Source organism: Streptomyces sp. NPDC007162 (assembly GCF_040634175.1).
In the GTDB taxonomy this organism is placed as follows: Bacteria; Actinomycetota; Actinomycetes; order Streptomycetales; family Streptomycetaceae; genus Streptomyces.
Genome location: NZ_JBEYFC010000060.1, coordinates 14,603 through 28,239 on the forward strand (window position 1 = coordinate 14,603; position 13,637 = coordinate 28,239).

A 13,637-nucleotide genomic window follows, 5' to 3' on the forward strand; every position below is an offset into this window, starting at 1 on the left:
CCACCAGGACACTCCGCCGGGGCCCGGCTACAAGTGGGTCGTGCTGTCGAACACCACGCTGGGCGTGCTGATCGCCACGATGGACGCCTCGATCGTGATCATCTCGCTGCCGGCGATCTTCCGCGGGATCGGCCTCGACCCGCTCGCACCGGGCAACATCGGCTATCTGCTCTGGATGATCCTGGGGTACCTGCTGGTCTCCGCCGTGCTGGTCGTCGTACTCGGCCGGCTCGGCGACATGTTCGGGCGGGTGAAGATCTACAACCTCGGCTTCCTGATCTTCGCGTGTGCCTCGGTCGCGCTGTCCCTCGATCCGTTGCGGGCGGGGGCCGGCGCCCTGTGGCTGATCCTGTGGCGGATCGTGCAGGCGTTCGGCGGGTCCATGCTCACCGCCAACTCGGCCGCCATCCTCACCGACGCGTTTCCTGCCCGGCAGCGCGGCATGGCCCTCGGCATCAACCAGATCACCGCGCTGGCCGGGCAGTTCCTGGGTCTGCTCGCTGGCGGGCTGCTGGCCGTCGTCGACTGGCGGGCCGTGTTCTGGGTGAGCGTCCCGGTCAGCATCACGGGGACCGTCTGGTCGTACCTGAGCCTGCGGGAGACCTCGACGGGCCGCCCCGGCCGGATCGACTGGCTGGGCAACCTCACCTTCGCGGTGGGCGCCGGCATCCTGCTGGCCGGTATCACCTACGGCATCCAGCCCTACGGCGACAGCGCCACCGGCTGGCGCAACCCGTGGGTGCTCGCCGGGCTGATCGGCGGTGTCGTCCTGCTGCTGGCGTTCTGCGTCATCGAGACCCGGGTCGCCGAGCCCATGTTCGACCTGGCCCTGTTCCGGGTGCGGGCGTTCGCCGCGGGCAACCTGGCGGCCCTGCTGACCGCGATCGCACGCGGCGGCCTCCAGTTCATGCTGATCATCTGGCTGCAGGGCATCTGGCTGCCCCTGCACGGCTACGACTTCGAGGACACCCCGCTGTGGGCCGGCATCTTCATGCTGCCGCTCACCCTCGGCTTCCTCGTCGCGGGCCCGGTCTCCGGCTATCTGTCGGACCGGTTCGGGGCCCGGCTGTTCTCCACCGCGGGACTGCTCGTCGTCGCCCTGTCCTTCCTGGGGCTGCTGGCGCTGCCCGTCGACTTCCCCTACGGGCTGTTCGCGGCGCTGCTGCTGCTCAACGGGCTCGGCCAGGGCATGTTCTCGGCGCCCAACACGTCCTCGATCATGGGCAGTGTGCCCGCCGAGTACCGGGGCGTCGCCTCCGGGATGCGCTCCACCTTCCAGAACTCCGGTACGGCGCTGTCCATCGGCGTGTTCTTCTCGCTGATGGTGTCCGGGCTGGCCGCCTCGCTGCCGGGCACGCTGGAGAACGGGCTCATGGCGCACGGCGTGCCGGCCGCCTCCGCCGCGCACGCCGCCTCGCTGCCGCCGGTGAGCACGCTGTTCGCGACGTTCCTCGGCAACAACCCGATCCAGCACCTGCTGTCGTCCGAGGGCGTCCTGGACCACGTGTCGGCGACCCAGCGGGCGGTCCTGACCGGGCACACCTTCTTCCCGCGGCTGGTCTCCGGCCCCTTCCACCACGGCCTGGGCATCGTCTTCGGCGTGGCCGCGGGCATGGCCCTGGTCTCCGCCGTGGCCTCCGCGCTGCGCGGCGGCCACCATGCTGCCGGTGCGCGCCCGGCCCCCGCCGCGCAGGTCACCGTGCGTTCAAAGCGGTGAGGACCCGGTCCGGGGTGAGCGGCAGGGTGCGGATGCGGCTGCCGATGGCGTGGTGGACGGCGTTGCCGATGGCGGCGGGGGTGCCGACGACGCCGATCTCGCCGATGCCCTTGCTGCCCATGGGGTTGAGGTGCGGGTCGTCCTCGTCGATCCAGTGCGCCTCGATGTCGGGGACGTCGGCGTTCGTGGGGACGTGGTAGGAGGCCAGGTCGGCCTCCGCGAAGTCGCCGTACGCCGGGTCCAGCGTGCTGCCCTCGGTCAGGGCCATGCCCAGGCCCATCGTCATGGCGCCGACGAACTGGGAGCGCGCGGTACGGGGGTTGAGGATGTGGCCGGCCGCGTAGACGCCGAGGAGGCGGCGGACCCGGACCTCGCCGGTGACGGTGTCCACGGCGACCTCGGCGAAGTGGGCGCCGAACGCGTGGCGGGCGTAGGAGCTGTCGGCGTCGGCGCGTCCGCTGGTGTCCGCGCGGGCGCCGAGACCGCGCTCGGGCAGCGGGCCGGTGTGGTCGGCGAGCCGGTTCAGCAGGCGGGCGCAGGCCTCGTGCACGGCCCAGCCCCAGGACGAGGTCCCGGAGGAGCCGCCGGCCACGGGGGCCTGGGGCAGGTCGCTGTCGCCGATCTCGGTGCGGACCCGGTCGAGAGGTGCGCCGAGGGCGTCCGCGGCTATCTGGGCGAGGACGGTCCGGGCTCCGGTGCCGATGTCGGAGGCGTTCACCCGGATGAGGAAGGTGCCGTCCGGCCTGGCCTCGGCGGTGGCCGTGCACGGGGAGACCATGACCGGGTAGGTGGCGGCGGCCACGCCGGTGCCGATCAGCAGCGGGCCTTCGGCGCGCCGCACGTGGTGGTGCCAGTCGAAGCGGCGGGCGCCCTCGCGCAGGCAGTCGACGAGGTGCCTGCTGCTGAAGGGCTGTCCGCCGGCGGGTTCGCGGTCGGGTTCGTTGCGGATCCGCAGCTCGACCGGGTCCATGCCCAGTTCGTCGGCGAGTTCGTCGATCGCCGATTCCAGGGCGTACATCCCGGTCGCCTCACCCGGGGCACGCATCCAGGACGGGCTGGGAACGTCCAGCGGGACGACGTGGTGGACGATGGCCAGGTTCGGCGTGGCGTACATGACGCCCGAGGTGGTGCCCGCCAGCTCGACGTACGACCTGACCGGTGAGGTGTGGGTGGTCACATCGTGCAGGAGGGCGGTGAGTGCCCCGTCCGAGGTGGCGCCCAGCCGCAGCCGGTTGAGGGTCGGGGCGCGGTGGCCGACGGTGGTGGGCAGCCCGCGGCGCGGCCAGGCCACGGTGACGGGCCGGCCGGTGTGGCGGGCGGCCATGGCGGCGAGGACCACGTCCGGGCGCGCGGAGCCCTTGGAACCGAAGCCGCCCCCGACGTGCTCGGCGCGGACGGTGATGCGGTCGACGGGCAGGGCGAACAGTCCTGCCAGCACGCTGCGGACGTCGCTGGTGCCCTGGCTGGAGGTGTACACGGTCAGCCGGCCGCGGTCCCACTGGGCGGTACTGGCGTGGGGTTCCATCGGGTGGTTGTGCAGGGGCGCGGTGCGGTAGGTGACGTCCACCCGGACGGCGGCCCCGGCGAAGGCGGACTCGGGGTCGCCGTGCCGGTGGCGGGCGGGCTGGCCGCCGTTGGCCTCGTCGGGTTCACGGGCGGCGGGGTGGCCAGGGACGAGGACCACGTCGTGGGGGGCGGTTTCGTAGGTGACCTGGACGGCTTCGGCGCCGGCCCGGGCCGCCTCGGGGGTCTCGGCGACGACCAGGGCGACGCACCAGCCGCGGTGCGGCACGTCCGGACTCTGGAGCAGGGCGAGGGTGGCGTCGTCGGGTTCGGCCAGGCGCGGGGCGTTCTCGTGGGTGAGGACGGTGAGGACCCCGGGGACGGCGCGGGCGGTGCCGGTGTCGACGGCGGTGATCCGGCCGCGGATCACGGAGGCGGGGACGGGCCGGGCGTGGACGCGGCCGGGCAGGGGGTGCTCGGCGGCGTAGCGGGCGGCGCCTTTGACCTTGGCGAGCCCTTCCCGGCGCTCGGCCGGGTCGCCGAGGGCGGTGCGGGCCATGGCTACCTCCGGGGTGGGAGCGGGGCGGGCGCCGGGGCGAGCCGGGCCAGCACGTCGAGCGCGAGGTTGCGGGCGAGGGGCAGTTTGTAGGCGTTGTCCGGCAGTGGGCGGGCGGCGGCGAGTTCCAGGTCGACGGCGCTCGCGAACACCGCCGGGGTGGCCGCCTCGCCCAGCAGGGCCGCCTCCGCCACCCGGGCCCGCCAGGGTCGGTGGGCGAGCCCGCCGAAGGCCAGGCACACCTGTCCGACCTGCCCGTCGGCGACCCTGAGCACGACGGCGACGGAGGCGAGTGCGAAGGCGTACGACGCCCGGTCGCGGGCCTTGCGGTAGGCCGAGGGCACGCCGGCCGTGGCGGCGGGCAGCAGCACCCCGGTGATCAGCTCGCCGGGGCGGATCTCGGTGTCGCGCTCGGGGTGGTCCTCGGGCAGCCGGTGGAAGTCGGTCACCGCCACGGAGCGGGCGCCCTCGGGGCCGTACAGCTCGATGCGGGCGCCCAGGGCGGAGAGGGCGACGGCCATGTCGGAGGGGTGGGTGGCGATGCAGTGCGGGGAGGTGCCGAGGACGGCGTGGTCGCGGTGGACGCCGTCCAGGGCGCCGCAGCCGCTGCCCGGTTCGCGCTTGTTGCAGGGCTTGCCGGGGTCCTGGAAGTAGCTGCAGCGGGTGCGCTGGAGGAGGTTGCCGCCGGTCGTGGCGACGTTGCGGAGCTGGCCCGAGGCGCCGGCGAGCAGCGCCTGGGACAGCACCGGGTAGCGGTCGCGGACCAGGGGGTGGGCGGCGAGGTCGCTGTTGCGGACGGTGGCGCCGACCCGCAGGGTCCCGTCGGGCAGCTCCGCCAGCTTGTCCAGGGGGAGACGGGTGACGTCGATCAGCGCGGTGGGCCGTTCGACGCCGAGTTTCATCAGGTCGACGAGGTTGGTGCCGCCGGCCAGGTAGCGGGCGCCGGGGCGGGCGGTGAAGGCCTCGACGGCCTCCTCGGGGGTGCGGGCGCGGACGTAGTCGAAGGACCTCACGGGATCACGTCCCGCACCGCGTCGACGATCCGGGGGTAGGCGCCGCAGCGGCACAGGTTGCCGCTGAGCCGCTCGCGGATCTCGGTCCGGTCCAGGGGGACCGGCCGGCCGGCCGGCGCCGCCGGGTCGGTGACGTGCGAGGGGTGCCCGGCGGCGGCCTCGGCGAGCACGCCCACGGCGGAGCAGAGCTGGCCGGGGGTGCAGTAGCCGCACTGGAAGGCGTCGCGCTCCAGGAAGGCCTGTTGCAGCGGGTGCGGGCCCTCGCCGTCGGCGGACAGGCCTTCGACGGTGGTGATCTCGCTGCCGTCGAGGGACACCGCGAGCAGCAGGCAGCTGTTCACCCGGCGTCCGTCGGCCAGCACGGTGCAGGCGCCGCACTGGCCGTGGTCGCAGCCCTTCTTGGCGCCGGTCAGGTCCAGGTCCTCGCGGAGCACGTCCAGCAGGACGCGCCGGTTGTCGAGGAGCAGGGTGTGGGGTTTGCCGTTGACCCGGAGGGTGGTTTCGGAGCGCTGGATGTCACTGTCCATGACGTGCCTGACTTCCCGACGGGGTGTGCCGCCGCCTGCTCCAGGTATCCAGGTCGCGCCGCCCCACACGTACCGCCACCGGCGTCGCGGTGGGTGACCCGTTGTGTCCGCCGGGTCACCCACGCGCCGCGCGCGCTCGGGTTGCTGCTGAATTGACTTGCTCCTCAGGCTGGGGCCCGAGGATTCTGGCCCTCTCGATCGTTGCCGTGCCGCTATGCGGCTCGGCTTCCGGTCGGGAGTCCGTGGCTTCTTGTTTCCTCGCGCTGTGCCGGGGTTGCTCCCGGTCTTACCGGCGCTCCGCAGGCCGACACCGCCAGTCCGGCGGCCGTCTTCACGTTGATCGCGGCGTTGTGGTCCCGGTCGTGGACGGTGCCGCAGGCACCACAGGTCCATTTCCCGCACGTTCAGGGGCTTGGGCCCGTCCTTGACGCCACAGGTGGAACAGGTCTGGGAGGTCGGCTCGAACCGGCCGACCTTGACCAGGGTGCGGCCGTATCGGGCAGCCTTGTACTCCAGCATGCTGATAAACGATGCCCATCCGGCATCGTGCACGCTCTTGGCCAGCCTGGTACGCGCGAGCCCCACAACTGCCAGATCCTCTACCGCGACCCCTTGGTTCTCGGAGATCAGCTTCGTGGAGAGCTGGTGGTGGAACTCACGACGCGCGTCAGCAGCTGTGGCGTGGGCGCGGGCGACCCTCAGGCGGCCCTTGGCCCGGCGGGCGTCCTCACGGGCACGGACAGCATCGTTGAACACCACCCGGGCGCACCCGAACGCCCTGGCCAGCGCGGTGCGCTGACCGGCATCCGGGTAGAGCTGGGTGGCGGCCTGTGCGGGAACGGCGGTGAGCAGTCCTGCGGACAGGGTCAGAGCGGCTATGGAGACAGCCGTGGGGAGAGGTCTGACCACGGAGGGTTGGCCCTTCATGCGGGGGAAGCGGCACGGATGCGCCCAACGCCCTTGTCGTCCGCGGGCGTCGAGCGCATCCGTGAGGCTTTGTTTAAGACGTGAAACCAAAGGTCCGGACCACCGGCGGCAAGGGGGCGCACCCCGAATCGCGTGGCTCAGACCGCCGGCGCCTCCGCGAACTGCGTCCGGTACAGCTCCGCGTACCGCCCCTCCGCCGCCAGCAGCGATGCGTGCGTCCCGCGCTCCACGATCCGCCCGGCCTCGACCACCAGGATCTGGTCGGCGGCCCGGATCGTGGACAGCCGGTGCGCGATGACCACGGCCGTCCGCCCTTCCAGGGCCTCCGTGAGCGCCTCCTGGACGGCCGCCTCCGAGGTGTTGTCGAGGTGGGCGGTGGCCTCGTCCAGGATGACGACGCGCTGGCGGGCCAGCAGCAGCCGGGCGATGGTCATGCGCTGGCGCTCACCGCCGGAGAGCCGGTAACCGCGCTCGCCGACCACCGTGTCCAGGCCGTCGGGCAGGGACCGTACGACCTCGTCCAGGCGGGCACGGCCGAGGGCCTCCCACAGCTCGTCGTCGGTGGCCGCGGGCCGGGCGAGCAGCAGGTTGGCGCGGACCGTGTCGTGGAAGAGGTGGCCGTCCTGGGTGACCATGCCGAGGGTGGCGCGCAGCGAGCCCGCGGTCAGGTCGCGGACGTCCACGTCACCGACGCGGACGGCGCCCCCGTCGACGTCGTACAGGCGGGGCAGCAGCTGGGCGATGGTGGACTTGCCGGCGCCGGAGGACCCCACGAGGGCGACGGTCTGGCCGGGTTCGGCACGGAAGGAGACGCCGTGCAGGACGTCGGTGCCGCCGCGCGAGTCGAGGACCGCGACCTCTTCGAGCGACGCGAGGGAGACCTGGTCGGCGGCCGGGTAGGCGAACCGGACGTCGTCGAACTCGACGGCGACCGGGCCCTCGGGGACCTCACGGGCGTCCGGTTTCTCCTCGATCAGGGGCTTCAGGTCGAGCACTTCGAAGACCCGCTCGAAGCTGACCAGCGCGCTCATCACCTCGACACGGGCGCCGGCGAGCGCGGTGAGCGGGGCGTACAGGCGGGTCAGCAGCAGGGCGAGGGAGACGACGGCGCCCGCCTCCAGGGTGCCGCGCAGCGCGAACCAGCCGCCGAGGCCGTAGACCAGGGCGAGGGCCAGCGAGGAGACCAGGGTCAGCGCGGTCATGAACACCGACTGGGCGGTGGCGGTGCGTACACCGATGTCCCGGACCCGGGCGGCGCGCGCCGTGAACTCGGCGGACTCCTCCTCGGGCCGGCCGAAGAGTTTGATCAGGGTGGCGCCCGGGGCGGAGAACCGCTCGGTCATCCGGGTGCCCATGTCGGCGTTGAGCGCGGCGGCCTCGCGCTGCATGCGGGCCATCCGGCCGCCCATCCGGCGGGCGGGCACCACGAACAGCGGCAGCAGCACCAGCGCGAGCAGGGTGATCTGCCAGGACAGGGTGAGCATGACCACGAGCGTGAGCACCAGGGTGACCAGGTTGCTGACCACTCCGGAGAGGGTGCCCGCGAAGGCGCGCTGGGCGCCGATCACATCGTTGTTGAGACGACTGACCAGCGCTCCCGTACGAGTGCGTGTGAAGAACGCGACGGGCATGCGCTGCACATGATCGAACACAGCCGTGCGCAGGTCGAGGATGAGTCCCTCCCCGAGCGTCGCCGAGAGCCGCCGCCCGAGCACCCCGAGCGCCGCCTCCGCGAGCGCGGCCAGCGCGATCAGCAGCGACAGGCGTACGACCGTGGCGGCGTCGTGCCCCGACACGATCGCGTCGACGACATGACCGGCGAGCACGGGGGTGGCGACGGCGAGCAGGGCGGTCGCCACCCCGAGCAGAACGAAACGGACTATGCCCGCGCGGTGCGGGCGGGCGAAGGCGGCGATGCGGCGCAGCGTGGCCCGGTCGAACGGGCGCCGCTCCTGCTGGGCGGTCATCACGCTGTGCAGCTGCATCCAGGCGGTGGTCTCCATACTCATGGAGGAGAACGTAGAACCTCAAGGTTCGTTGAGGTCAAGGCGTGCTCGCCGGACCCCCGTACGGAGCAACCCCAGCCGCATCCCGGCCGTCATCCGGAGTCTCCTCTTCCGCCACCCGCCGTTGGGGCGGCGCGGAGAACCTCTCGGGGTGTGACAGCGGTACGAACCCCCGACTTCCGTGCGAGCCGTCTCCCCCGGCTCGTCCGCCGCATCCCGGTGCGGCACGTCTGCACCCTGATACCGCTCGTGCTCGTCGCGGTCCTCGCGGTGCAGCACTGGCCGGTCCTCGTCGAGGGCTTCGGCCAGCTGCGGTCCGCCTCCTGGCCCTGGCTGCTGGCGGCCGCCGGCGCCACCTGTCTGACCTGGGTGGCCGCGGCCTTCACCCGGCAGGGCGCGGTGATCCAGCCGTTGCCGCGCTGGCGGCTGCTGGCGACCCAGCTCGCGGCCGGCTCGGCCAACCACCTGCTGCCGACGGGCCTCGGCTCGGGTGCGGTCAATCTGCGGTTCATGACCGTGTGCGGGGTGCCGCTCGCCACCTCCTCGGCCGCGCTCGCCCTGTATCTGCTTGCCGAGTCGGTGGCCCGGGTGGGTCTGATGGCCGCCCTCTTCTTCGCCTTCCCCGACGCGCTGCGGCTCGACGGCCTGCTCCCCGCCGGGGACGCCGGCCCGGTGCTGGCCGCCGTCTGCGCGCTGGTGGCCGTGGCCCTGGGTGTGCTGTTCGGCGTACGACGGGTGCGCGAGCCGGTGTTCCGGTTCGTGCGCACCGCGCTGAGCGAGGCCCGGTCGGTGCACACGCGGCCGGCGCGGGCGCTGGCGCTGTGGGGCGGCTCGCTGGCCTTTCCCGCGCTCCAGGCGGTGGGCCTGGTGGCGGTGGGGCAGGCGCTGGGTCTTCGGGTGCCGCCCGCGCACATGGCGCTGGCCTACCTGGCGGCCACGGTCGCCGTCGCGCTGATCCCCACGCCGGGCGGTCTGGGTTCGGTGGAGGCGGCGCTGATCGTGGCGCTGGTGGCGGCGGGCGGCCCGGTGGCGGTGGTCACGGCGGTGGTGCTGGCGTACCGGATCATCACCGTGTGGGTGCCGTTGCTGCCGGGAGCGCTGACCCTGGGGGCGTTGGTGCGGCTGAAGGTCATCTGACCGGGGGCTGACCAACTGCCCCGCGCCGAGACCGGTCTGAGTCGGTGTCGGTACGAACCTCCGTGCGGATGCGGCAGGATGAGCGGTTGCACTACCGAACGGAGGTAACCGGTGAACCGAGCGCTCACCGTCGATGACCTGGTCCTGGCCTCGATCGCGCTGGCCGCGGGTCTGTTGCTGGCGTTTCTGTCGCGCGGGCTGCTGCGCTGGCTGGCCAAGCACGCCAAGCGGACCCGCTGGAGCGGTGACGACGTCGTCGTGGACGCGCTGCGCACGGTGGTCCCGTGGGCGGCGCTCGCGGGCGGCGCGGCGGCCGCGGCGGCGGTGCTGCCGCTGACGAAGACGGTCCAGCACCACACCAACCAGTGCCTCCAGGTGCTGCTCATCTTCGCGGTGACGGTGTCCGCGGCACGGGTGATCGCCGGGCTCGTGCAGTCGGTCACCCAGTCCCGCTCCGGGGTCGCGGGATCGGCCACGATCTTCGTGAACATCACCCGGGTCCTGGTCCTCGCGATCGGTTTCCTGGTGGTGCTGCAGACGCTGGGCATCTCCATAGCGCCACTGCTCACCGCCCTCGGCGTGGGCGGTCTCGCGGTCGCGCTGGCGCTTCAGGACACTCTCGCCAACCTCTTCGCGGGCATCCACATCCTGGCCTCCAAGACCGTCCAGCCGGGTGACTACATCCAGCTGAGCAGCGGTGAGGAGGGGTACGTCGTGGACATCAACTGGCGTCAGACGACCGTCCGTCAGCTCTCCAACAACCTGGTGGTCATCCCCAACGGCCAGCTGGCGAAGACCAACATGACCAACTACACGCGCCCCGAGCAGCGGTTGACGATCCTGGTGCAGGTGGGCGTGAGCTACGACAGCGACCTGGACCACGTCGAGCGGATCACGCACGAGGTCGTCGCGGAGACGATGACCGAGATCACCGGCGCGGTCCCGGAGCACGAACCGGCCATCCGCTTCCACACGTTCGGCGACTCACGGATCGGGTTCACGGTGATCCTGGGGGTCGGCGAGTTCAGCGACCAGTTCCGGATCAAGCACGAGTTCATCAAGCGCCTGCACCGCCGCTACCGCGAGGAGGGCATCCGCATCCCGGCCCCGACCCGTACGGTGGCGCTCCAGCAGGGGGCCGTGGTGATCCCGCAGCAGCGGGTCACGGACGGGGTACCGTCCGGCCTGCCGCACACCGACTAACCCCCTGCCGAGTCGCCTACAGCGTCGCCGAGTTGTCGTGGTGGTGGCCGCCGCGCAGGCTGTGCGGGGTGGCCGGGGCGGGGGTCACGGGGGTGACCGTCCAGTCCGGGTGGCCGGGCATCCGCGGGGTCGTCGTGCCGTACAGCCAGTCGCGGAGGAAACCGGACCGGTCCTGGCCGGAGACCTCCGAGGCCACGGCGATGTAGTCCGCCGTCGAGGCCGAGCGGCGGCGGAAGCGCTCCAGGAAGGTGCGCTCGACGGCGTGGAAGACGTCCTCGCCGACCAGTTGGCGGAAGGCGTACAGGGTCAGGACGCCGCCGAGGTAGCGCTGGCTGTCGAAGAGGTCGACCGCGTTCGGGGCGGCCACCGGCCCCGAGTCGTGGCGCCACTGGTCGCCGCGGGCGTAGGTGTCCTTCATCCGGGCTTCCATGGTGGTGAGGCCCAGGGAGTCAGGCCAGCCGCGCTCGTAACGGTAGAGCAGCCCGTAGAAGTCGGCGTGGCCCTCGTTCAGCCACAGGTCGGCCCAGGTGGCGGGTGAGACCAGGTTGCCGAAGTAGGAGTGGACCAGCTCGTGCATCATGTGCGAGCCGATCCTCGCCTCCTCCTGGAGCAGGAAGTTCGGCTTGTAGAGGGTGAGGGTCTGGGTCTCCAGGCCGGTGAAGTCGAAGGCGTCCGGGGCGTCGGAGTTGCAGGGCAGCAGACCGTAGGTCTCGAACGGGAAGGCGATGCCGAGCCGGTCCTCCAGCCAGCCGACCTGCGCCGGGGTGAGGGCGAGCGCCGGCTCCAGGGCGGCGGCCCGGGCGGCGGGCACGACGTCCCGCAGCGGCAACCCGTGCGGGCCCCGCCGGTCCCTGACCACGTAGTCGCCGACGGTGATCTGGACGAGTTCGGTGGCGATCGGGGACCGGGAGCGGTACGAGTACGCCGTCCGGTCGCCGGGGAGGTTCTCGACGCAGGTGAGCAGGCCGTTCGCGACACCGCGCACACCGTTGGGGACGGTGATGCGGAAGGTGAAGTCCGCCTTGTCCGAGGGGTGGTCGTTGCACGGGAAGACGGTGTGCGCGGAGTCCGGCTGCGGGCAGATCGCGAAGCCGTCGGGGGTGGGCACCCAGGCGGTGTGCGGGAGGGTGCGGCGCGGGTCGGCCGAGTAGGTCACGCACACCGTGACGTCGTCGCGCTCGCGCAGCGGCCGGATTGGGGTGATCCGCAGCTTCTCGTCCGTCTGCTCGAAGGCGGCGTCCCGGTCGTCGACGCGCACGGCCGATATGTCCAGGCCGAGGGCGTCCAGGGAGAAGCGGGACAGGTTCTGCGTGGTGCGCACGCGCAGGGTCGCGGTGCCGGTGACGAGGCGGGTCGTGGCGTCGTAGGCGAGGTCGAGGTCGTAGGCGTGGACGCGGTAGCCGTCGTTGCCGAGGGCCGGGTAGACGGGGTCGCCGAGGGTTTCGGGGCCCGGTGCCGGCGCCTCGCCCCCGGCCCTCGCGGTGTCCCTTGTCTCCCCCGCGGAGAAGGGACGCGCGAGGGCCGGGGCCCCCGTGGCCAGGACGGTCGCCGTGCCGAGCAGGGCGGCCGCCGGGGCCGTCACTCTGGTGCGATATCTCATGGTCGGCTTTCGCTCGGGTTTCGCTCGGGCGGCCGGGTGGTCGGTCCGTCCGCCGGCCGGTGGTGGTGGCTCGTCTTGTTGACCACCCTTGTGACCGATTCGGTTGCCTGTCGTATGGCCAACAGATCTTCCGAGTCGCCGACCCCTGTCGAGCGCGGGTCGGTCACGAGATATCTTGATGTCGAGCAATGTTGCAGACGTGGAGCGGAGCACCCGGTGACTGACTCGACCATCATCTACACCTACACAGACGAGGCCCCGGCCCTGGCGACGCATTCGTTCCTGCCGGTGGTCCAGGCATACGCCTCGCAGGCCGGTGTCGCCGTGGACACCCGCGACATCTCGCTGGCGGGGCGCATCATCGCGCACTTCCCGGAGTACCTGAACGAGGACCAGCGCATCCCGGACGCGCTGGCCGAGCTGGGCGACCTGGCGAAGACCCCCGAGGCCAACATCGTCAAGCTGCCGAACATCTCGGCGTCGATCCCGCAGCTGAAGGCCGCGGTCGCCGAGCTCCAGGGCAAGGGCTACGCGCTGCCCGACTACCCGGACGACCCGAAGACCGACGAGGAGCGCGAGATCCGCGCCCGCTACGACAAGATCAAGGGTTCCGCCGTGAACCCGGTCCTGCGTGAGGGCAACTCGGACCGCCGCGCCCCCGCCTCGGTCAAGAACTACGCCAAGACCCACCCGCACCGCATGGGCGCCTGGACCCCCGAGTCCCGGACCAACGTCACCACCATGGGCGAGAACGACTTCCGCTCCACCGAGAAGTCCGTGGTGATCTCCGAGGCCGGCCGGCTGAGGATCGAGCTGGTCGCCGAGGACGGCACCACCACCGTCCTCAAGGACTCCGTACCGGTCACGGAGGGCGAGGTCGTCGACGCCTCCGTGCTGCACGTCGCGCAGCTCAACGACTTCCTGGCCGCGCAGATCGCCCGCGCCAAGCAGGAGGGCGTGCTGTTCTCCGTGCACCTGAAGGCCACGATGATGAAGGTCTCCGACCCGATCATCTTCGGTCACGTGGTGCGCACCTTCTTCCCGAAGACGTTCGCGCAGTACGGCCAGACCCTGAAGGCGGCCGGCCTCTCCCCGAACGACGGCCTGGGCGGCATCTACAAGGGCCTGGAGAACCTGCCGGAGGGCGCCGACATCAAGGCCTCCTTCGACGCCGAGATCGCCGAGGGCCCGGCCCTCGCGATGGTCGACTCCGACAAGGGCATCACCAACCTGCACGTCCCCTCGGACGTCATCATCGACGCCTCGATGCCGGCCATGATCCGCACCTCCGGCCACATGTGGGGCCCGGACGGCCAGGAGGCCGACACCCTCGCGGTGATCCCGGACTCCTCCTACGCCGGCGTCTACCAGGCCGTGATCGAGGACTGCCGGGCCAACGGCGCCTTCGACCCGTCCACCATGGGCTCGGTCCCGAACGTGGGCCTGAT

Annotated in this window: 9 protein-coding genes and 2 pseudogenes; 4 read left to right on the forward strand and 7 right to left on the reverse strand. The window is 72.1% G+C overall.

What is annotated here, in order from left to right:
- Positions 1–40: 40 nt before the first annotated feature.
- The gene (locus ABZ646_RS10235; protein WP_360515507.1) at positions 41–1,717 is read left to right on the forward strand and encodes an MFS transporter; all 1,677 of its coding nucleotides are present in this window, start codon (positions 41–43) and stop codon (positions 1,715–1,717) included.
- Here the strand turns inward: ABZ646_RS10235 and ABZ646_RS10240 are convergent.
- The 6 genes and pseudogenes from ABZ646_RS10240 to ABZ646_RS10265 all read right to left on the reverse strand — a co-directional run bounded on the left by ABZ646_RS10240 (position 1,695) and on the right by ABZ646_RS10265 (position 8,246).
- A complete protein-coding gene (locus ABZ646_RS10240; RefSeq protein ID WP_360515480.1) occupies positions 1,695–3,779 on the reverse strand; it encodes a xanthine dehydrogenase family protein molybdopterin-binding subunit in 2,085 nt (694 codons plus the stop codon). The genes ABZ646_RS10235 and ABZ646_RS10240 overlap by 23 nt on opposite strands.
- Positions 3,780–3,781: 2 nt before the next feature.
- Entirely contained in the window at positions 3,782–4,789 is a 1,008-nt protein-coding gene (locus ABZ646_RS10245; protein ID WP_360515483.1) for a xanthine dehydrogenase family protein subunit M, read from the reverse strand.
- Positions 4,786–5,316, reverse strand: a complete 531-nt coding sequence (locus ABZ646_RS10250; RefSeq protein ID WP_360515486.1) for a 2Fe-2S iron-sulfur cluster-binding protein — start codon at positions 5,314–5,316, stop codon at positions 4,786–4,788. The genes ABZ646_RS10245 and ABZ646_RS10250 overlap by 4 nt, the downstream gene beginning before the upstream one ends.
- 212 nt (positions 5,317–5,528) lie before the next feature.
- Positions 5,529–6,033, reverse strand: a pseudogene (locus ABZ646_RS10255) (RNA-guided endonuclease TnpB family protein); the annotation flags it as partial.
- 42 nt (positions 6,034–6,075) lie between these two features.
- Positions 6,076–6,243 (reverse strand): annotated as a pseudogene (locus ABZ646_RS10260) (helix-turn-helix domain-containing protein); the annotation flags it as partial.
- Between the two features lie 137 nt (positions 6,244–6,380).
- Positions 6,381–8,246 (reverse strand): ABC transporter ATP-binding protein, encoded by a 1,866-nt coding sequence (locus ABZ646_RS10265; RefSeq protein ID WP_360515510.1) that lies wholly within the window; start codon positions 8,244–8,246, stop codon positions 6,381–6,383.
- A 156-nt stretch (positions 8,247–8,402) separates the two neighbouring features.
- Between ABZ646_RS10265 and ABZ646_RS10270 the strand changes: the two genes are divergently transcribed.
- Positions 8,403–9,386, forward strand: coding sequence for a lysylphosphatidylglycerol synthase transmembrane domain-containing protein (locus ABZ646_RS10270; RefSeq protein ID WP_360515489.1), 984 nt, complete (start codon positions 8,403–8,405; stop codon positions 9,384–9,386).
- A gap of 111 nt (positions 9,387–9,497) precedes the next feature.
- On the forward strand, positions 9,498–10,589 hold the full coding sequence (locus ABZ646_RS10275) for a mechanosensitive ion channel family protein (protein WP_360515492.1): 1,092 nt from the start codon (positions 9,498–9,500) through the stop codon (positions 10,587–10,589).
- Between the two features lie 16 nt (positions 10,590–10,605).
- Here the strand turns inward: ABZ646_RS10275 and ABZ646_RS10280 are convergent, their stop codons facing one another.
- The gene (locus tag ABZ646_RS10280; protein WP_360515495.1) at positions 10,606–12,189 is read right to left on the reverse strand and encodes a M1 family metallopeptidase; all 1,584 of its coding nucleotides are present in this window, start codon (positions 12,187–12,189) and stop codon (positions 10,606–10,608) included.
- A gap of 216 nt (positions 12,190–12,405) precedes the next feature.
- Here ABZ646_RS10280 and ABZ646_RS10285 point away from each other — a divergent pair.
- A partial coding sequence (locus ABZ646_RS10285) for an NADP-dependent isocitrate dehydrogenase (RefSeq protein ID WP_360515498.1) occupies positions 12,406–13,637 on the forward strand: 1,232 nt, incomplete at its 3' end.